This window comes from Arthrobacter sp. B0316-1-20 (assembly GCF_059091865.1).
The window spans coordinates 323,012-342,982 of sequence record NZ_JBNHHC010000004.1; the positions used below are offsets into that span (position 1 = coordinate 323,012).

The 19,971-nt window shown below is 68.9% G+C and carries 17 protein-coding genes; 14 read left to right on the plus strand and 3 right to left on the minus strand.

The features are described from left to right. On the plus strand, positions 1 to 1,473 hold the full coding sequence (locus AC5RW2_RS08900; protein WP_493949770.1) for a sensor histidine kinase: 1,473 nt from the start codon (positions 1 to 3) through the stop codon (positions 1,471 to 1,473). Positions 1,474 to 1,554: 81 nt separating this feature from the next. Here AC5RW2_RS08900 and AC5RW2_RS08905 read toward each other — a convergent pair whose 3' ends face one another. After that, positions 1,555 to 1,803: a WhiB family transcriptional regulator gene (locus AC5RW2_RS08905; RefSeq protein ID WP_086994524.1), complete on the minus strand. Its 249-nt coding sequence runs from the start codon at positions 1,801 to 1,803 to the stop codon at positions 1,555 to 1,557. A gap of 266 nt (positions 1,804 to 2,069) precedes the next feature. Here AC5RW2_RS08905 and AC5RW2_RS08910 point away from each other — a divergent pair, with 266 nt between their 5' ends. Continuing rightward, complete coding sequence (locus tag AC5RW2_RS08910; RefSeq protein ID WP_493963152.1) at positions 2,070 to 2,486, plus strand: hypothetical protein; 417 nt, start codon at positions 2,070 to 2,072, stop codon at positions 2,484 to 2,486. Here the strand turns inward: AC5RW2_RS08910 and AC5RW2_RS08915 are convergent. Further along, positions 2,458 to 6,378: an FtsK/SpoIIIE domain-containing protein gene (locus tag AC5RW2_RS08915; protein WP_493962887.1), complete on the minus strand. Its 3,921-nt coding sequence runs from the start codon at positions 6,376 to 6,378 to the stop codon at positions 2,458 to 2,460. The two genes, AC5RW2_RS08910 and AC5RW2_RS08915, sit on opposite strands and share 29 nt — an antisense overlap. A 156-nt stretch (positions 6,379 to 6,534) precedes the next feature. On the opposite strand from AC5RW2_RS08915, the gene AC5RW2_RS08920 reads away from it, so the two are divergent. The 5 genes from AC5RW2_RS08920 to AC5RW2_RS08940 all read left to right on the plus strand — a co-directional run bounded on the left by AC5RW2_RS08920 (position 6,535) and on the right by AC5RW2_RS08940 (position 11,860). Beyond that, complete coding sequence (locus tag AC5RW2_RS08920; RefSeq protein ID WP_493962886.1) at positions 6,535 to 7,824, plus strand: nucleotide sugar dehydrogenase; 1,290 nt, start codon at positions 6,535 to 6,537, stop codon at positions 7,822 to 7,824. A gap of 64 nt (positions 7,825 to 7,888) precedes the next feature. After that, positions 7,889 to 8,509, plus strand: coding sequence for an acyltransferase (locus AC5RW2_RS08925; RefSeq protein WP_493962885.1), 621 nt, complete (start codon positions 7,889 to 7,891; stop codon positions 8,507 to 8,509). After that, positions 8,506 to 9,600 (plus strand): DegT/DnrJ/EryC1/StrS family aminotransferase, encoded by a 1,095-nt coding sequence (locus tag AC5RW2_RS08930; protein ID WP_493962884.1) that lies wholly within the window; start codon positions 8,506 to 8,508, stop codon positions 9,598 to 9,600. The genes AC5RW2_RS08925 and AC5RW2_RS08930 overlap by 4 nt, the downstream gene beginning before the upstream one ends. Before the next feature lie 53 nt (positions 9,601 to 9,653). Beyond that, positions 9,654 to 10,682, plus strand: coding sequence for a Gfo/Idh/MocA family protein (locus AC5RW2_RS08935; protein ID WP_493963151.1), 1,029 nt, complete (start codon positions 9,654 to 9,656; stop codon positions 10,680 to 10,682). Then, positions 10,682 to 11,860, plus strand: coding sequence for a glycosyltransferase (locus AC5RW2_RS08940; RefSeq protein ID WP_493962883.1), 1,179 nt, complete (start codon positions 10,682 to 10,684; stop codon positions 11,858 to 11,860). Before AC5RW2_RS08935 ends, AC5RW2_RS08940 begins: the two co-directional genes overlap by 1 nt. Positions 11,861 to 12,018: 158 nt before the next feature. Here the strand turns inward: AC5RW2_RS08940 and AC5RW2_RS08945 are convergent, their stop codons facing one another. Further along, positions 12,019 to 13,158 (minus strand): glycosyltransferase, encoded by a 1,140-nt coding sequence (locus AC5RW2_RS08945; RefSeq protein ID WP_493949776.1) that lies wholly within the window; start codon positions 13,156 to 13,158, stop codon positions 12,019 to 12,021. A 236-nt stretch (positions 13,159 to 13,394) separates the two neighbouring features. Here AC5RW2_RS08945 and AC5RW2_RS08950 point away from each other — a divergent pair, with 236 nt between their 5' ends. The 7 genes from AC5RW2_RS08950 (at position 13,395) to AC5RW2_RS08980 (ending at position 19,930) form a co-directional block, all read left to right on the plus strand. Next, positions 13,395 to 14,531: a glycosyltransferase gene (locus tag AC5RW2_RS08950; protein ID WP_493962882.1), complete on the plus strand. Its 1,137-nt coding sequence runs from the start codon at positions 13,395 to 13,397 to the stop codon at positions 14,529 to 14,531. 52 nt (positions 14,532 to 14,583) lie between these two features. After that, entirely contained in the window at positions 14,584 to 15,249 is a 666-nt protein-coding gene (locus AC5RW2_RS08955) for a glycosyltransferase family 2 protein (protein ID WP_493949778.1), read from the plus strand. A gap of 4 nt (positions 15,250 to 15,253) precedes the next feature. Next, the gene (locus AC5RW2_RS08960) at positions 15,254 to 15,637 is read left to right on the plus strand and encodes a DUF2304 domain-containing protein (protein WP_493949779.1); all 384 of its coding nucleotides are present in this window, start codon (positions 15,254 to 15,256) and stop codon (positions 15,635 to 15,637) included. After that, positions 15,634 to 16,809, plus strand: coding sequence for a glycosyltransferase (locus AC5RW2_RS08965; protein WP_493962881.1), 1,176 nt, complete (start codon positions 15,634 to 15,636; stop codon positions 16,807 to 16,809). Before AC5RW2_RS08960 ends, AC5RW2_RS08965 begins: the two co-directional genes overlap by 4 nt. Continuing rightward, positions 16,806 to 17,942, plus strand: a complete 1,137-nt coding sequence (locus AC5RW2_RS08970) for a glycosyltransferase family protein (protein WP_493962880.1) — start codon at positions 16,806 to 16,808, stop codon at positions 17,940 to 17,942. Before AC5RW2_RS08965 ends, AC5RW2_RS08970 begins: the two co-directional genes overlap by 4 nt. Before the next feature lie 3 nt (positions 17,943 to 17,945). Next, a complete protein-coding gene (locus AC5RW2_RS08975; RefSeq protein ID WP_493962879.1) occupies positions 17,946 to 18,926 on the plus strand; it encodes a glycosyltransferase in 981 nt (326 codons plus the stop codon). A gap of 218 nt (positions 18,927 to 19,144) precedes the next feature. Further along, positions 19,145 to 19,930 carry an MIP/aquaporin family protein gene (locus AC5RW2_RS08980; protein WP_493962878.1) on the plus strand — a complete coding sequence of 262 codons (786 nt, stop codon included), beginning with the start codon at positions 19,145 to 19,147 and terminating at the stop codon, positions 19,928 to 19,930. Positions 19,931 to 19,971 lie beyond the last annotated feature (41 nt).

The window sequence follows — 19,971 nt, forward strand, 5'->3', positions numbered from 1 at the left end:
TTGGCGATTTTCACCGATCCCATCCGCGACTACGCCGACTTCAGACCGGGCGATGCAGAATGGCTTCATCTGCTGGTCGGCGACTGGCAACTGATCGCGGACCTGGCGTTCGCCGATTTGGCCCTGTGGTTCCCGACGCCGGACGGCAGCTATGTGGCCTTAGCGCACGTGCGCCCGTCCACTACCCACACGGTGTTCCACCGCGACTTCGTCGGGGAACGGATCCGTGCGGACCTGAAGCCGCTGGTGGACGCGGCGCGGGAGTCGCAGACCATTGAACGGTCGTCGGAGGCGGACTGGACCACGGAGATGGCCATGCGCGTCGAGGCGGTACCCATGGTCCGCAATGGCCGAACGCTGGCCATCGTGACCTCGCACATGGACCTGTCCAGCTCGCGGATGCCGTCCCGGCTGGAGCTGACCTACCGACAGTGCGCCTACGACCTGCTGAAGATGGGAACGCTGGGACTGTGGCCGGACTTCGCGTCTCCGACCGGGTCGCGCCGCGGCGCGCCCCGTGTCGGAGACGGACTGATTCGGCTGGATGCCGACGGCGTCGTGGAGTACGCCAGCCCGAACGGTGTCTCCGCGTTCCGTCGGCTCGGCGACGTCGAGTCGTTGGAAGGCCGTTCCCTGGCCGAAGTGACCACGGCCTTGCTCAAGGACCGGCGAATGGTCGACGAGACACTGCCATTGGTGGTGACCGGACGCATGCCGTGGCGCACCGAGATCGAATCCCATGGCGTCTCGCTCTCGCTGCGGGCGATACCGCTGCGGAACGAGCGGGAGCGTTTCGGCGCACTGGTGCTGTGCCGGGATGTCTCGGAACTGCGCCGGCGGGAGATGGAGCTGGTGTCGAAGGATGCCACCATCCGGGAGATCCATCACCGTGTGAAGAACAACCTGCAGACAGTGGCGGCCCTGCTGCGCATGCAATCGCGGCGGATGGTCAGCGACGAAGCGAAGCAGGGGCTGGAGCAGGCGATGCGGCGCGTGGCAACGATCGCGCTGGTCCATGAGACGCTCTCCCAGGGCCTGGCGCAGAACGTCGACTTCGACGAACTGATCGGGCGTCAGTTCCGGCTCTCGGCCGAGGTCGCCTCGCCCACCCAAGCCGTCCGCACCGAACGCAGCGGCGAGTTCGGGGAACTGCCCAGCGAATTCGCTACTCCGTTGGCCCTGGTCATCAACGAGCTGGTGACCAACGCCGTCGAACACGGATTGGCCGGGCGGCACGGCACAGTCCTGCTGACTGCCCGGCGGTCCAAGCGCGGCGAAGAAGAACTGCTGACCGTCTCGGTGGAAGACGACGGGGTGGGGCTGCCCGATGAACCTCGGCGGGAGGGCCTGGGGCTGCAGATTGTGCGGACCCTGGTCACCAGCGAACTGGGTGGCCGCATCGAATGGACGCCCCGCGACGGCGGCGGGACCTGCGTGCGGATCGATCTGGTGCTCAACAACACGGCCCGCTGAGCCGGAGCCTGCTGTGCCCCCGGGAACTTCAGAGGCCGCCGCCGGAATCGGCAGCGGCCTCTGAAGAAACCTGGGTTCGGGTCAGGAGGCCCGGCGGGCCCGGGCAGCGCGGCGCTTGAGCGCACGGCGCTCATCCTCGCTCATACCGCCCCAGACACCGGCGTCCTGTCCGGACTCGATCGCCCACTGCAGGCAGGTATCGATTACCGGGCAGCGTCGGCATACGCTCTTGGCCTCTTCGATCTGCAGGAGTGCTGGCCCGGTATTCCCCACGGGGAAAAATAGTTCGGGATCCTTATCCAGGCATGCCGCGCGGCTACGCCAATCCATGCTGATCACATACTCCTTTAAATGGTGTCCGGTTCACATCCGGTTGGGTGCTTTCGTGAAAACATTCACGAACAAACTCATAGAAAAGGGAGCCAGACAGGCCCCCTTTGCTTCGCCATCCAGCGTTTCATGTTAAATCCATGTAAACAAGGGGTCATGCCGACTTAAGCGGCCGTAGATCGTGAGTCATTCATCACAGGGGGGTTATTCCGGCCCCGGCCCGGAAGCCGATATTCGACTATCTAAGGTAGGGTGCGAATGTGTCAATGCCTGCCCCGTCGTCCAGCCCTGCCTCCCGCCCGATTGCCATTATCGTCATTGCCGCAGCCGTCGTTTTGGAGGCGCTCGCGCTGCTGGCGGGAGCCGCGATGTATGGCCACGGACTGGCCACGCACACTCCAATATCGTTGGCCGGCAGCATCTTCCTGCTGGTCCTGATGCTGGTCTTCGGCATCTGGCTGCTGACGGTCGGACACTTTCTGTTCCGCGGCTACCGCTGGACCAGGGCCGCGGCCCTCGTGTGGCAGGTGTTCGTTGTGGTGGTGGCCATCTCGATGATCCAGGGCGGCCAGTTAGTGATAGGCCCGATCCTGCTGGCGGCGGCCGGAGCCTCCTTTGTCCTGCTGCTGACCAAGCCTGTGACGGCTTTCCTGGTCAAAGGTGCCGCTCCACGCGCTTTGTAGCTAGGGCGACCTGCAACGGCACGGCCTTTCCGGATCCGATCCGGTAGGCACGTCCTGGCGGTCTCCATCCGTCGTCGAGCCTGACACCGAAGAAATCTGCATCCGCGCCGGCCTGCGGAGACAAAACCATGCCGCGCGCAGCGGCCCTGGCCTGCAGGGCCAGCGGAAACTGCTGCAGTAGCAGCGGCCCCGGGCAGGTTGCCGCGATGGCTGATGCGCCGGCAGCGACCAGGGCTGCCACCGCTTCCTGGGCCCGGGCGCCGAGGCCGGCGGCGTCGTCCACCAGCAGCACGGTACCCCGCGCCACCGGGGCGTGGCCGGCCCAGAAACCGTCAAGGTAGGCGCCGTCTGGCGGTGCCGACCAGGGCCGCAGCCCGTCGAGCGCCTGCCGCAGGAGGGCCAACAGGTTGGTTTTTCCGCTGCCTTCCGGGCCGAGGACCAAGTACACCTCGCCGGCCGGCAACTGCAGCGTCGAAGGCTCGAGCTCGTCGCCTTCGACGCCGATTACCGGGTTCCCGTGCCAGACGCGTGGCAGCGCGCTGGCGGGAACTGATCGAGGAAGTGCTTCGACGCGGAACGGGCGGGTGCGGGCCGTGGCAGGTGGGGGAGTGCCCGCCGGGTCGGTGATCAACTGGCAAACACCGCCCTCGCCGCCGATCCGCCCTTGGACCAGCGCCCTGCCGGGCACCGGTTCCATCGGAGGCAGCCGCGGCCAGCTCATCAAGGTTTCTGGCCCTGCGCCGGTCGGAAGGTGCAGCCTGTTGGCCATCAGTGGCAGGAACCGGCTGCTGGCCAGCTCCCGGTCTCCGGTCACCGCGAGGACCACTCCCGTCGCTGGGCCATCGCGGGCAATGTCCTGCATACAGTCTTCGGCCCAGCCGAGCCGGCCGGACCGGAAGCCACTGAGCCAGCGGCCCCATCCGCTCACCAGCATGACCAAGGGAACGCCGGCAGTCGGCCCGGCCGGATCCACCGCCGCGGCCAGGGCGCCCAGCCGGGCGGAAACCTCGTCGGACAGACGGCGGAGGACCCTTGCCGCGCGCTCGACGTCCTCGGGTCCGACGTAAGCCCCCGTGCGTTCTGCACGCGAGACCGGACCCAGCGATCCGTCACCGTCCAGAACATAGCAATGACGTTCCGCCGGGCTGCCGAGGAGCTGTGCCGCCAGCGTCCGAAGGAATTCCCGGTGCCCGCCGCCCTCGACACCGAGGACGGCCAGATGCCCGTTCCGCTCCGGCCACCAGTGCAGGGGCTCCTGCCGTTGCCGGGACGGTAAGTCCAACAGCCCGACGGCGATGCTCCCGTCTGCGTCGAGCGAGCGCCGGTCATCGGCCGGATCCGAGACAGTCAGATCGGAGACGGCCAGGTTGGACGGCAGGGCTGGAAGCAGCTGTCCGGCTCCCGCTAAGCCCAGGCCGCCGGAGGCGCCGGCGGCTACCGCCACCAGCTGCTCGAGCTGTCGTATGCCGTCCGCGTCGTTTGGCGCTGTTCCCTCGTCCTGCCGCAGCCATTCGTCCACGGTCTGGAAGACAGGAGCCGGACCTGCTCCCGGCAGGATGCTGGAGGCCGACTGGAACAGCACCGGCTCTCCCGTGCCGATACGCAGATAGGCCCTGCCCCGTGCGGTCACCGGGATGTCCGCCGCCACCGGCGAGTCAAGCAGGTCCCGCGACTCGGCCGCATTCTGTGTCCGCAGCGCAATCATGGCGGTGACATTGGCACGGATGTCCGAGGACACGGCACCCTGCGGCCGCTGGGTCGCCAGCACCAGGTGAAGGCCCAGGGCGCGGCCGACCGTGGCCAGGCGCATCAGTTCCGGAAGCGCCTGCGGCGCGTCCTCGCCGAGCATCCGGAATTCGTCCACCACGACGACGAGCCGAGGCAATGTTCCCGGCTTGCAGCCTGCGATGTTGCTGAGGCCGAGGCCCGCCAACAGCGTTTCGCGGCGGCGCACTTCCGCCTGCAGCCAGGCCAGCGACCGGTTCACTGCTTCCAGCGTCAAATCAGTCAGCAACCCTGCGCAGTGCGGCAGCCGGGCGAGCGGCCCGAGCCCGGAACCGCCTTTGAAGTCGACCAGCAGGAAGGTGACGGTGTCCGGAGACCTGGTCAGGGCCAGCGAGAGGACCAGGCTGCGCAGCAGTTCGGACTTGCCGGCTCCGGTGGTTCCGGCGACCAACAGATGCGGCCCGTGCACGGCCAGGTCGAGCGCCAGCGGTCCGTCGGCCCCGGTTCCGAGGAGGGCGGTCAGGTCGGAACCATGGTCGCCGCGGGCCCAGCGCTGGGCGAGTGGTTCCGGCCGGAGCATCGTTTGCAGGCGGCAACTGGCCGGCACGGATCCGATGGCCTGCGGGCGCTGGCCGGAAGCCGCCGCAGCCAGCCGCGCGAAGCGATCCAGCACTAAGACGGTGGCAAGGTCGGCCGAAAACCGGATGCTGGCGCCGTCGCGGGTCAGCTGGCTGTCCGCGCCCGACACCACGATCCGCGTCCCGGGTCCGGCTGGACCGCCGAACCACAGCTCCGCCGCCGGCGCGGCGCAGTCCGCCAGCACCCGGGCTGCCTCGGCATGGCGTCCGGCCACCAGCAGCACGGCGCTGCCGCTTCCGGCGGACAGCAGCCCGGCCAGTTGTCCAGGCCGCTCCGCCAGCTGGACTCCGGGCAGGAGCCGCGCCGACGACCGGATCGGCTCAGGCACGGCATAACAGACCACCTGCAGCGTTCCGCCGGAACGGGCAGCCACTTGCAGCAGCACCGAGCTCAGTAGGCCGTTCAGCCCTGACGTTGTGCCCTTGAACCTCAGCCGGTGCTCGGCCAGCAGATCCACGCAGAGCGGAACGTTCTCCAGCAGGGGAGGCTCCGCAACCGGTGCCTCGGCCGCGCCGATATGTGCCGGCAGGCTGGCCGTCCCCAGACGCAGCCAGACATGTTCCGGACACCGCCGGCGCGCAGGCGGCTGGTTGACGGCCGACCGGTTGACTAGGCTCCGGGGCCGTGCCGCGGACCGGAGCAGGGAAACCGTGAGAGCTGCAGCGTTCGGGGCCGCCGAATGACGACGGCGGGCATCGGCGTCCGCCGCCGCGGCCACTGCCGACCGGTAGCGGCGGCGCTGGCGGCGCCCGGCGGCGTAGGGCACCGCGGCGGCCAGCAGCGACATGGCACTGAAGACCAGGAAAAACCACATGCCCGTCAGCAGGGCCAGGGCCAGGCCCGCGATGAGAGGGAGTCCGGCCAGCAACAGCGTCATGGTGGTGCGCGGTTCCGGACGTTTTTCCGCCACCGGGACCGGGACGCCCAGCTCAGCGTCCGGCTGGAACGGTTCGCCGGGTTCGCTGCCCACGACCAGCCGCAGCTGGCTGTTGCCGATCCACACGGTGCGTCCCGCGGCCAGTACCACTTGCTCGGTGCGCTTGCCGCCGCAGACGATGCCGTTGGCCGATCCGGCGTCGCGCAGCAGCACGTGGCGGTCGGTCACGTCCAGCGAGCAATGCAGCCGCGACAACGACGGATCCGCGATCGTCAGCGCGCACGCGTGTCGGCCGACAGTGAAACTGCCGCGGTGCAGGCCGAACAGCCGGCCGGCGTCGGGCCCTGCGGTCACGGCCAGCAGCAGCGGCGGCAGCGGAGCAGCCTCCCAAAGCGGAAAGCAGGCGTCCTCGGGGGCACAGATGACGACGGCGCCGTCGACCAGCGGGTGCACCCCGGCAGTCAGCGAAGCCAGACTGCGGCCGGCCACCGTGAAGCCCAGACCGGTCAGCTGCCCGCGCAGCCACTGGGCCAGCGGAGCGGCGCTGCCTCCGGACTCCAGCCCGCAGACCGCATCGGAATGGTCGGCGATCCAGGCCGCCGCGGCGGCCGGGATTCCGGGCGCGGCCGCCAGCGTCAGATGAAGGACCATGACACGAACCTAGGCAGAATGTCCGGCCGCTTTCCCCTCCAGAGGCCCGAGCTGTGGATAACCGGCGTAACCTCTGGCCTGCCGGTTCAAGCGATACGCTTGACTCTGGGCCGGAAGCGGCCGTCATGCTGACCTAACGAGAAAAGGCCTTAGCTCTTGAAGATCGCTGTCATTGCCCTGGGAAAGATCGGGCTGCCGTTGGCCGTCCAGTTTGCTTCGAAGGGGCACGAGGTCATCGGGGTGGATGTGAACGCTGCCGTGGTGGACCTGGTCAACGCGGGCACCGAGCCGTTCCCCGGCGAGGCGGGGCTGCAGGACAAACTGGCCGAGCTGGTGCCTGCGGGCCGGTTGCGCGCCACCACCGACTACGCCCAGGCGGTACCCGGCGCAGACGCCGTGGTGCTGGTGGTGCCGCTGTTCGTCGACGCTGAGGCCAAGCCGGACTTCGGCTGGATGGATGCCGCCACGCAGGAGCTGGCCCGGCATCTGACCCCGGGCACGCTGGTGTCCTACGAGACCACGCTCCCGGTGGGCACCACGCGGACCAGGTGGAAGCCGATGCTGGAGGCGGGGTCGGGACTGGTCGAGGGGCAGGACTTCCACGTGGTCTTTTCCCCGGAACGGGTGCTGACCGGGCGGGTCTTCGAGGACCTGCGCAAGTACCCCAAGCTGATCGGCGGGCTGTCCGAGGCCGGGACCGCGGTGGCCCAGAGGTTCTACGAGGCGGTGCTGGACTTCGACGACCGCCCCGACCTGCCGCGCGGCAACGGTGTCTGGGACCTGGGCTCGGCCGAGGCCTCCGAGCTGGCCAAGCTGGCCGAGACCACCTACCGCGACGTGAACATCGGGCTGGCCAATCAGTTCGCCCGCTACGCCGCCACCGCGGGGATCGATATCTACCAGGTGATCGAAGCCTCCAATTCCCAGCCGTACAGCCACATCCACCAGCCCGGCATCGCCGTCGGCGGGCACTGCATTCCGGTGTATCCGCGGCTGTATTTGTGGAACGACCCGTCGGCCACGGTGGTGGCCGCGGCGCGCGCGGCGAATGCCGGCATGCCGGACTACACCATCGGACTGCTCGAGGGCGCCTACGGCGATCTGGCCGGCGCCCGCGTGGTGGTCCTCGGCGCGGCCTACCGCGGCGGCGTGAAGGAAACGGCGTTTTCCGGGGTGTTCGGCGCGGTGGAGGCGATCACCGCGCGGGGCGGCACCGCCGTCGTCCATGATCCGCTGTTCAGCGACGAGGAACTCAGCGCGCTGGGCTTCAACCCCTACCAGCTGGGCGAGCCGGCCGACGCCGCGGTGGTGCAGGCCAACCACGCCGCGTACGCGGAGCTGGGCCCGGATGACCTGCCCGGGGTGAAGGTGTTCATCGACGGCCGGCGGGTCAGCTCTGCCGAGCGCTGGCCGGGCGTGGCGTACCGGGTGATCGGCAAGGCCTGAGGCCACCGGCGGCAGAACGGAATTGACGACGGCGGCTGCGGCCGTGAGCGGAAAGAGGGAACCTATGGCGTTCATCGCCGATTCGGCCGACGTGGCCGACGCCGCCCGGTTGGGCGAGGGCACGAAGATCTGGCACCTGGCCCAGGTCCGCGAGGATGCGGTGCTGGGCAAAAACTGCATTGTGGGCCGCGGCGCCTACATAGGCACCGGCGTGCAGGCCGGGGACAACTGCAAGGTGCAGAACTACGCGCTGGTGTACGAGCCGGCGCGGCTGGGCCACGGCGTGTTCATCGGCCCGGCGGTGGTGCTGACCAACGACACCTATCCGCGGGCCGTCTCGCCCGACGGGTCGTTGAAGAAGGCGGACGACTGGACGCCGGTGGGGGTAGAAATCCGCGACGGCGCGTCGATCGGCGCGCGGGCGGTCTGCGTGGCCCCGGTGACCATCGGCGCCTGGGCCACCGTGGCCGCCGGCTCCGTGGTCACCCGCGACGTGCCCGACTTTGCGCTGGTGGCCGGGGTGCCGGCCAAACGCATCGGCTGGGTGGGCCGGGCGGGGCAGCGGCTGGGCCAGGATCCGGCGGACCCTGCGGTCTGGGTGTGTCCGGCCACGGGTGAACGGTACCGGGAGGATGAGGGCAGCTTGCAGGAAGTTGGCCAGCAAACGCGAGGAGAACAGCAGTGAGCAAGGACTTCATACCGGCGGCCAAGCCGATCATCGGCGATGAGGAACGGGCCGCGGTGGACGCGGTGCTGGTCTCCGGCATGCTCGCCCAGGGGTCCGAGGTGGCATCCTTCGAGCAGGAGTTCTCGCAGGTGCTGCTGGACGGCCGGCACGCGGTGGCGGTCAATTCCGGCACTTCCGGCCTGCACCTGGGCCTGCTGGCCGCCGGCATCGGGCCTGGCGATGAGGTGATCGTGCCGTCGTTCACCTTTGCCGCCACCGCCAACTCGGTGGCGCTGACCGGGGCCACCCCGGTGTTCGCGGACATCGAGCCGGAGCACTACTGCCTGGACCCCGGCGCGGTCGCCGCCGCCATCACGCCTCGGACCAAGGCGATCATGCCGGTGCACCTGTACGGGCATCCGGCCAACATGGACGCGCTGGGTGCGCTGGCCGCCGAGAAGTCGCTGCTGCTGTTCGAGGACGCCGCGCAGGCACACGGCGCCTCGCTGGGCGGCCGCCCGGTGGGCACGTTCGGCGAGTTCGCCATGTTCAGCCTGTACCCGACGAAGAACATGACCTCGGGCGAAGGCGGCATGGTGTCCACCGGCAGCGACGAGGTGGCACGGCGCCTGAAGCTGCTGCGCAACCAGGGCATGGAACGCCAGTACGAAAACGAACTGGTGGGCTTCAATGCCCGGATGACCAACCTGCACGCCGCGATCGGCCGGGTGCAACTCGGCAAGGTCGGCGGCTGGACCGGACAGCGCCAGGCCAACGCCGCGTTCCTGGATGCGAACCTGGCCGGCGTTGTCACGCCGCAGGTGGCCGCCGGCGCGGTGCACGTGTACCACCAGTACACGGTGCGGATCGGTGCGGGGGAGCGGGACCGCTTCGCCGCGGCGCTCAAAGACGAATACAACATCGGCTCCGGGGTCTACTACCCGATCCCGAACCACCGGCTGCCCTCCTTCAACGTCACTGCGGACCTGCCGGTGACCGAGGCAGCGGCAGCCGAGGTGCTCTCGCTGCCGGTGCACCCCTCGCTGGACGCCGAGGATCTGGACCGGATCGCCACCGCGGTCAACGCCCTCGCGAAGGCTGGTGCCTGACCGTGGCAGGAAGCGGGAAGACAGTGCTCCGCGCCGGCCTGATCGGGCTGGGCATGATGGGCCGCCACCACGCCCGCGTGCTCCGCGAAACCGACGGCGTGGAACTGGTGGCCGTCGCCGACGCCTACGGCGACCCGCACGGCGCCGCGCCCGGCCTGCCGGTCTATTCCGGGGTCGAGGAACTGATCAACGCCGGGATCGACATCGCCATGTGCGCGGTGCCCACCGGCCTGCATGTGGAAGTCGGCCTGGCCCTGGCCGAGGCCGGCATTCACACGATGGTGGAAAAGCCGATTGCGGACACGGTCGCAGGCGGCGAGAAGCTGGCAGACGCGTTCGAATCCCGCGGGCTGGTCGGCGCCGTCGGCCACATCGAACGCTACAACCCGGCGCTGCAGTCGCTGCGCGCGCGGCTGGAAGCCGGCGAACTCGGCCGGATCTTCCAGATCGCCACCCGCCGGCAGGGACCCTTCCCGGCGCGGATCGCGGACGTTGGCGTGATCAAGGACCTCGGCACGCACGACATCGACCTCACCGCCTGGCTGGCGCAGGCCGCCTACGCCTCCGTCAGCGCCAACACCACCATCCGCACCGGCCGCGAGCACGAGGACATGGTGGCGGCCACCGGCCTGTTGGACAACGGCGTGATCACCAGCCACCTGGTGAACTGGCTGTCGCCGACGAAGGAACGCGTTACGGTCGTCACCGGAGAACGCGGCGCCTTCGTGGCCGACACCCTGACCGCCGACCTGACCTTCCACGAAAACGGCACCATCAACACCGAGTGGGAGTCCGTGGCCAACTTCCGCGGCGTCTCCGAAGGCAACATCACCCGCCTGGCCATCCCCAAGCGCGAACCGCTGAAGGTGGAACATGAAGCGTTCCGCGATGCCGTGCTGGCCAACCGGGGATTGCTGCAAACTGCCCCGGGTACCGCGGCTGCGGAGCACGACGGCGGTGCGGCCACCGACCGTCCGGCCGCAGGCATCGTCAGCATGCGGGAGGGGCTGAACACGCTGCGCGTGGCCGAAGCCATGATCGCCAGCGCAAAGGAATCCCGCACCGTCGGGCTGCACGCCTGATGGGCCTGCGGATCCTGCTGGCCACCCGGATCTACCTACCGGAAGCGGGCGCCGCCGCCTACCGGCTGGCCGCCACCGTGCGGGCGCTGACCGAGGCCGGCCATGAGGTGGAAGTGCTGACCACCCGGCCGCCGCGGGGACTTCGCGCTGCGGAGGGTGAACCTTCGTGCGCGGGTCCCCGGATCCGGCGCTGGCCGGTGCTGCGTGATGCCAGCGGAGCCGTGCGCGGCTATCTCCAGTACGCCAGCTTCGACATTCCGCTGTTCTTCCGCCTGCTGGCGCAGAAACCGTTCGACCTGCTGCTGGTGGAACCGCCGCCGACCACCGGCGTGGTGGTCCGGCTGGCTGCCGCGCTGCGGCGCCGCCCGTACGTCTACTTCTCCGCCGACGTCAGCTCCGATGCTGCGGCCGGGATCGGCGTGGACCCGCGGGTGGTCGCGGTGCTGAGGGCGGTCGAGCGCTGGGTGGTCACCGGCGCGTCCGGCGTGCTGAGCATCTCCACCGGCGTGACGCTGGCACTGGCCCGGCTGACCGCCGGACGGGCCAAGGTGGCAGAGGTCGGCACCGGCATCGACACGGACACCTTCAGCCTGGCCGGGCCAGGGGACGCGCATCCCGGCCCCACCTTCGTCTACGCGGGGACCATGTCCGAGATACAGGGCGCCGGCGTCTTCGTGGACGGATTCCTGAAGATCCTGGACCGCTACCCGGATGCCCGGCTGCTGATGTACGGCGGCGGAGTGGAGCTGGAGGAGCTGCGCCTGCGTGCGGCACCGGCGGGGGAGCGCATCCGCTTCATGGGAACGGCCGACGGCGCCACCATCGCCCGCGCGCTGCGCACCGCCACCGCTGGACTCGCCTCGGTGCGGCCGGCCCGCGGTTACGACTTCGCCTTCGCCACCAAAGCCTTCGTCTCGCTCAGCTGCGGCGCCCCGGTGATCTACGCCGGCGTCGGACCGCTGCGGCAGCTGGTCGCTGACCACAGGCTGGGGCAGAACGTGGACTGGGACGCAGGCCAAGTGGCCGAGGCGATGGCCGCTGCGCTGGAAGAACCTGTGGACGACGCCGAACGCCGCCGGCTGTCCGACTGGGTGGAGCGGAACTACTCGCTGCGCAGCGTGGGGAACCGGGCGGCCGCAGCCATTGCCGACGCCGCCGAGGCCTTCCGCCTGCCTTGAGCTGCCGGCTCCCACCCGGGCTGCCACCTCCCACACGGGCTGCCGCCTCCCATCGACTCTGCCGATAACGCCCACTTTCGGGCTGGGGGTGGGCCAGATCAGCACAGTCGTTCAGGGGGCGGGCGTGAGCAGCCCGGCCCGCGTCTCGTGCAGCTGGGTCAGGGGGTGAGCACGGCGGCGAGGATGCCGCGGGTGACTGCTTCGTCTTCGGCGGAGCTCAACGCTGCGGCGGCGCCGTGCGCGTTGGCCTTGTACTTGTCCACCTGCTCGGTGGTGAGCGATGCCAGCGCGCGCGCCAGCGATTCGGTGCTGAAGTCCTCGGTCACCACGCCCAAATCGTAGGTCCTCATCAAGGCAGCCGTTTCCGGGGACGGGCTGAACACCAGCGCCAGCCGGGCCTGGACGAAGTCGAAAAACTTGTTCGGCAGCATGAAGTGGTGGTTCATGGTCTGCGGCGGAAGCGAGAAGACCCCCACGTCGTAGGCATTGAGGGTGGCGGGCAGCTCTTCCGGCGGCACCGCATCGTGGAATGTAATGCGTGGGTCGCCCGCGGCAAGGTCCTTGAGCTGCTGCCAATAGCGTCCGCCGTCGCGCGCCTTCACCAAATACAGATCGAGCGTGAAGCGGTCGTCGAGCATCTTGACCGCCTCGATGGTGCCTTCCAAATTGCGGCCGGGCACCGCCGCGCCGCTGTGGACAAGCCGGATCCTCCCGGGCAGCGGCGGGGAAGGCTCCAAATGCCGGAACGGCCCGGCATTGCGGACCACTTCAACGGTGCAGCCGAACTGCTCCGCATACATCCGGGCGATGGAAGCGTTCACGGCCGTGATCGCGGTGGTGCGCGGCAGGTACTTGGCGCAGATGCTGCGCATATACGGAGCCACCAGCAGCTTCCACGGCAGCACATGCGAGCGTTCCTCCGGCGCCCACTCGTGCATGTCGCCCCAGACCGGTGCCCCTTGCGCGACGGCATGGGCCAGCGGCAGCGCCCGCGCTTCGTTCGCCACCACCAGATCAAACCGGCGACCCGCAACGAGCGCGCGGGCCTGCTTGACCGCAGGCGCACTGAGTTCCACCGCGGAATGCTGGCGCAGCGCCAGCAGCAGCACGCCCAGCGGCGTCTGCGGAAGCGACGGCAGCGAGGCGTCGATTTCCAGATGGTGGGTGGCTCCGGGCGGACGTGAACCATAGCTGAGCGTGGTGACTTCACCGGCTTCGGCCAGCAGCTTCAGCTGCCGCAGCACGCGGGAATCGGCCTGGATATCCGAGAAAGAGATACACAGGATCTGCTGGGCCACCACTGCTCCTTGTCACCGATGCCGGGCTGATGCCGGACATTGAAAGATTACCGTCCAGCGCTTGGCTGGCTGTGCGCGGCGGAGTACCCGGCGCGCCGGACCGCCGCACACTGCTGCTGCCGTGCTGACTGAGCTTGGCGCGGTGCGGATGCCCCCGCCGGCGCGCAGGACGCCGGGCTAGGATGGCGATGGAAGCCGGATCCAGCCGGCTGCAGCCGAAAAGGTCCAGGAGCCTCGTGAAGATCGCCATCACCAAGAGCACGCTGCGGATCCCGCCAACGTACTTTGCCACGGCGCACGCCGAGCGGTTGAAGGATCGGCACGACTTCCACGTTTTCACCTTGGTGGCCCAGATTGAGGACCCCTCGGTCACCGTCCCGGTCACCGACTTCGTCCCGGCTCCGGGGCTGGGCTTCCGCCGCCGCGAGCTGGTGATGCCCGCGTTCATGCGGGCCATGGCCGTGGCCGTGGCCCGCTTCAAGCCGGACATCATCCACCAGCACTTCGCCACCTGGTCGGAACCGGCGGTCAAGGCGTCCACCGTTTCCGGAGCCCCGCTGATCACCACCATGCACGGCTCCGACCTGGTGTCGCTGGCGAATCCGGCGGACACGATGATGGCCCGGTGGCACCACCGCAACGTCCTGGCCGCCGCGGCCCACAGCTCCCGGCTTCTGGTGGTCAGCAACTACATGGCCGGGCGGGCAGCCGACCTGGAACTCGATACCGAGAAGATCCAGGTGCACTATCAGGGCGTGGACACGGATTATTTTGTGCCGACCCGCCATCAGTCCGATGAGATGCCGGTGGTGCTGTTCGTCGGCACCCTCAACATGCAAAAAGGCATCCGGGATCTGCTGGATGCCTCGCTGGCTGTCTCGCGCAAAGCCAGACACCGGCTGGTGGTGATCGGCGACGGACCGTTGCGTGACGCCGTGGCCGAGCACGCCGCCAGCCATCCGCACATCGATTTCGTGGGCCGGCAGGACCGGGCGGGTGTCCGCTCCTGGATGCAGCAGGCACAGATCTTGGTGGCACCCAGCCAGGAAGCCGGCGGCGCGCGGGAAGCGGCCGGCCTGGTGCTGCTGGAAGCCCAGGCCTGCGGGACTCCGGTGCTGGCATACCGCAGCGGCGGCATTCCCGAAATGATGGAGGACGGCGTCACCGGCCTGCTGGCACCGGAAGCCGACTTCCGCCAACTGCAGGACGGGCTGCAGCAATTGCTGCAGCTGGGCAGCGCAGACTACCTCGCCATGCGCCGGGACGCCCGCAAGTTCGTGGTGGACCGGCGAAGCCTGGCCGGCAGCGCCCGGGAGCTGGACGGCCACTATCAGGATCTGGCGGCGCAGGCGCCGGCGCCCCGGCGCCCATGAGCGCTGGGTGCCGCGGCGGCCTGGACCATTCCCGTTGTGGAATACTAGGCGGGTGAGTCGCTGCTGGGTCGTCGTGCCGATGTATAACGAGGCCACCGTTGTCGGCTCGGTCATCCAGGAGTTACTGCAGACCTTTCCGAACGTGGTCTGCGTTGACGATGGCAGCAGCGACGATTCAGCCGCCATGGCACGCAAGGCGGGCGCCGTCGTCGTTGTCCATCCGGTGAATCTTGGCCAAGGTGCCGCGCTGCAGACAGGTTTCGAATATGCCGTGCAGGACCCGGAGTTGGACGCGGTCATCACGTTCGACGCCGATGGCCAGCACCGGGTGCAGGATGCCGCCGCCATGCTGAACCGGGTCCGGGACGGCGAGGCGGACGTGGTGCTGGGCTCCCGTTTCCTCGACGGCCGGGGTGAGGTGTCGGCGCTCAAGCGGCTGGTGCTGCGCACGGCCGCCGTCCAGTCCAGGCTATCCACCGGCTACCATCTCACCGATGCCCACAACGGACTGCGCGCGATGTCCGCCGAGGTGGCGCGCAAAATCCATCTGACACAGAACCGGATGGCGCACGCGTCCGAGCTGATCCATCAGTTCTCCGCGCTCGAGGCGCGGGTGGTGGAGCAGCCGGTACACATTGTCTATACGGAATATTCCAAGTCCAAGGGGCAGTCCCTGCTCAACGGCGTCAACATCCTCGCAGACCTCTTCTTCCGGTGAACCCATGCTCATAGTCGTTCAAATTGTCCTGGTCCTGGCCGTCATGCTCGGCGCGCTGGCGCTGATGCGCGGGGGCCAGAATGCGCGGCACCAGGCCGTGCGCCGGATCGTGCTGGTGCTCTTCGCGGTGCTGGCGGCGCTGTCAGTGTTCTTCCCGGGCATGCTGACCGCGGTAGCGAATGTGCTGGGCATTGGCCGCGGCACCGACCTGGTGCTGTACGGACTGATCGTGTGTTTCCTGATTTTCATGGCCAGTTCCTTCCAACGTACGCGCCAGCTGGAGGAGCGGATCACCAAATTGGCCCGGCGGATCGCGCTGGACGAAGCGCCGCGCCCGGAGGATGCGGCCGGACCCGATGACCCCGCGCGGCCGGGGAGCGGCGCATGACGGTACCGGAAGCCGAAATCGTGATTGCGGTGCATACCGCGGACCGGCCCGTCAGGCGGGCGGTGGAATCCGTGCTGGCCGCAACGCCGGGGCGCGTCGGCGCTACGGTGGTGTGCCACAACATGGATCCCGGACCGGTGCGCGGACAGCTGGCTGGCCTTCCGGAGACCGTGCGGCTGCTCGAACTGGCCGACGGCATTCCGTCCCCGGCCGGCCCGTTCAACTTTGGCCTGGACCAGGCGAGGGCCGGGTTCGTCGGCATCATGGGCTCGGACGACACGCTGGAGCCGGGAGCGGTGTCCGCCTGGCTGGATACCGCGCAGGCCACCGGCGCTGCCGCCGTCATCGCACCGGTCCGCTACCGCGGCGGCCCGCGGATCCTGACCCCGCGCGCCCGCGTGTTCCGCGGCCCGCTGGTGGATCCGCTGCGCGACCGGCTGGCCTACCGGACCGCGCCGCTGGGACTGATCCGGCGCGAGGCGCTCAGCCGGCTGGGGCTGCGGCTAAGCCACGGGCTGCGCACCGGCGAGGACCTGGAATTCGGCCTGCGGCTCTGGTTTTCCGGTGAGAAGATCGCCTATCCGGCCCACGCCCCGGCGTACCTGGTGGGGGAGGACGCAGACGAACGCGTGACATCCGCGGTGCTGCCGCTCGGCAGCCAGTTCCGGGACGTCGCTGCGCTGGTTTCCGGGGACTGGTTTCCGGCGCTGCCCGCTGCGCAACGGGAAGCCATCGCGGTGAAGCTGCTGCGCGGCCACGTGATCAGCGCGGCGGTCCGCCGAGGTGCGGAGTTCGCCTGGGGAGCCGAGGACCGGAAGGCGATGTCCGCCGTCGTACGCTCGCTGACCGCCGCCGCCCCCGGCGCACCGCGCCTGCTCAGCGCACCGGACGAACGCTTGCTGCTGGTACTGCGTGACGCGGTGTCCGGCGCGGAAATAGCGGCTGAATTACGACGGCGGACGGCCGCCAACACGCTGCAGCGCACCTTCACGCGGCGGTGGCTCGGCAACGTCCGGCGGGAAGCGCCGCTGCGGACCAATCTGAACTCGCTCGTTTTCACCGCAGCGTGCCGGCTGCACCGCACCCCGCCGGCGGCCCGCGCCGCGGTTGCAGGCGCGGGGCCATCCGCCGCTCCGGCATCCGACAGAACCGATGGAAGGCTGCCTCGTTGACCGGACCCCGCTCCCTGCTGATCCTCTCGCTCTCGCCGCTGCGCAGCGACCCGCGGGTGCTCAAACAGATCACGCTGTTCCGCGACAAGTACCAGGTCTTCACCTGCGGGTTCGGGCCGGCTCCTGACGGCGTCGCCGGACACTTCGAGCTGGACACCGCGCTGGCCAGCTGGCCGCGCGACCCGCAGCGGCTGGCGCTGCGGCGTTACGTGGACGTGTACTGGAACATTGCCGCCGTGGCGCAGGCGCGCAAGCTGCTGCGCGGCCAGCAATTTGATGCCGTGCTCGCCAACGACACCAACACCGTGCCGCTGGCGCTGAGCCTCGAGCCAACGCACGGCGTGCACGCCGACCTGCACGAATTCGCTCCGAAGGAGCACTTCAACAAGCCAACCTGGCGTGCACTTGTGGCCCCCTACGTGCGCTGGCTCTGCCGCACCTATCTGCCGGCCGTGCGCTCGCTGACCACGGTGGCTGAGGGCATCGCCGAGCAGTACACCAAGGACTTCGGCGTGGCGGCCTCGGTGGTCACCAACGCCGCCCCCTATGCGGACAAGCAGCCGCGGCCCACCGGCGAAAAGATGCGGATGATCTACAGTTCAGCCGGGCAGCGCTACCGCAAGATCGAAGACATCATGGAAGCCATGCGCGGTGCCCCAGAGCACCTGGAGCTGGATTTGATCGTGATGCCGAACGAACCGGCCTACGTCGCCGAGCTCAAGGCCTTGGGCGAGGAGCTGCCCCGGCTGCGGTTCCGCGAGCCGGTCCCGTATGACCAGCTGGTGGACACAGTGGCCGAATACGACCTTGCCATCTCGATCATCCCGCCCACCAACTTCAACCTGGCGCACGCCCTGCCGAACAAGTTCTTCGAGGCGGTCCAGGCCCGCACCGGGCTGATCATCGGTCCCTCGCCGGCCATGGAAACCTTGCTGCGCCGGCACGGGCTGGGGGCCGTCACCGCCGACTTCAGCCCGGCGGCGCTGGTGGAGGTGCTCAAGACGCTGACCCCCGGCATGGTGGACGAGTGGAAGGCGAACGCGCACGCCGCCGCCCGGGAGTTGTCCTCCGAGCACCAGATCAAGGGCTGGGAGCACGCGGTGGACCAGCTCTTCGCCCGGCAGGGGGCCTGAGCAGTGGCCGCTGAACCGCGCGTCCTGCACATCTATGATGCGGCCGACGTCGGTGCCACCTTGGTCAAATACGGCAGGCGGGCGGGGCGGCCGTGGCGGCATTTCAACGTGGTGCCGCCCGAAGGTACGGCAGCATCCGTTACCGCCCGGGCCGGGAGGCTTGCCGCGGGCGCCGCCTGGCAGGCACGGAGGGCGGCCGCCATCCTCCGCTCGGACCTGCTGCACGTGCATTCCGGCTCGCGGATCGGCGTCGTACGCTCGCGTCCGGTCAAGCCGTTCCTGCTGCACTTCCACGGCACGGACATCCGCACCCAGTACTACGAACCCGCCCGCCGGCCCGCGCTGCAGTGGGGCGCCGACCATGCGGTGAAGGTCCTGTACTCCACTCCGGACCTGCGCGAACACGCCGAGTCAGCCCGGGCCGACGCGGTCTACCTGCCGAATCCGGTGGATCTGGAGGAACTGCCCGAGTGGCGGCCGGCCGGCCGGCCGCGCGTTGTTTTCGCCTCCCGCTGGCATTCCTCCAAGGGTGGGCAGCAGCAACTGGAGCTGGTGCGGGCGCTGCGGTCAGCCGTCGGGCCCGACGTCGAGCTGCAGGGGCTGGACTGGGGCGACGGGGCGGCGCAGGCGGCGGAGCTCGGCGTGGTCCTGGTGCCGAAGATGCGCAAGCCGGAATACCTGCGCTGGCTCGCGTCTGCGCATGTGGTGGTCGGCCAAAGCGCCGGCATCCTGGCCATGAGCGAACTGCAGGCCGTCGGCGTTGGTGTTCCCGTCGTCATGCAGCTGGGGGAGGGGTATTACCAGTCTCCGCCGGTGCTGCAGGCGGAATCGGTGGAGGCGCTGGCAGCTGCGGCAGCCTCCGCGCTGGCTGACCCGTCCGGCACGTCCGCCGTCCTAGCCGGCCGGACCTGGCTTCAGGAGCACCACGACCCGGCACGCTTGGTGCGCCGTCTGGCCGGGATCTACGCCGCAACGGGCGGATAGCGGGCCGCCTGGCCCACCGCCGAACGGGGGGCCCTCCGGAGGGCGCCCAGCGGTGCGGCTCCCGGCGCTGGGGGTCCCGAAAGCTACTTGCTCTGGGTTAAAGGATGCGCCTTTGAGCCCCTATTGACGGCCTTCGGAAGCCCGGCCTAGACTCGCAGCCATTCCACCTCGTTCCATTTTCGTAACATTTTCTCGTTTGCTACAAGAAATGGTGCAAAATGACCCCGACTTTGATGCGGCGGCTGGCGGCCGAGGTCGTCGGCACGGCAGTACTGGTGATTTTCGGAGTCGGCTCGGTGCTGGCGGCGTTAACTGTGGGTGCCGGGGACCTGGATTATGCGGGAATAGGTTTCATCTCACTGGGCTTTGCCATTGCCATTGCCGTAGCAATCTATGCGTTCCTGGCGGTTTCCGGGGCGCACATCAATCCGGCCGTGACCTTCGCGCTGGCGGTGACCAGGCGGTTCCGCTGGGTGGAAGTGGCTCCATACATTCTCGCCCAGCTCGTCGGAGCGACGGTCGGCAGCCTCCTGTTGGTGGCGTCATTCGGCACGCAGGCCGTGGACTTTGGTGGTGGTGCGACCACTTTGGGTCCGGGAGTCTCCTACGGCCAGGGGATTGTTGCGGAGGCGGTGGGAACCTTCCTGCTCATGCTCGCGATCATGGCGGTGGCCGTGGACCAGCGGGCGCCCAAGGGCTGGGCGGGCCTGATCATCGGGTTGGCTGTAGCCAGCGCCATCCTGGTCCTGGCGCCGCTGACAGGCGGTTCGCTCAACCCGGCGCGTACCTTTGGCCCGAATCTGGTGCAGTCCATCTTCGGCGGAACGGTCGAATGGGCCCAGTTCCCGCTGTACATCATCGGTCCCTTCATCGGCAGCTGTGTCGCCGCCCTCGTCTACGACCTGGTCGTCCGCCCGCGCGAGGTCCCCGCAGGCGAGCCACGCGCCGACGACGCGTCAATGTCGGCGGAAAAGGACAAAAAACCGGGTACCGACAAGGAATGAACAACCAAATCAAGGGAAATATGCGGCTGCGCAGGGGCCGA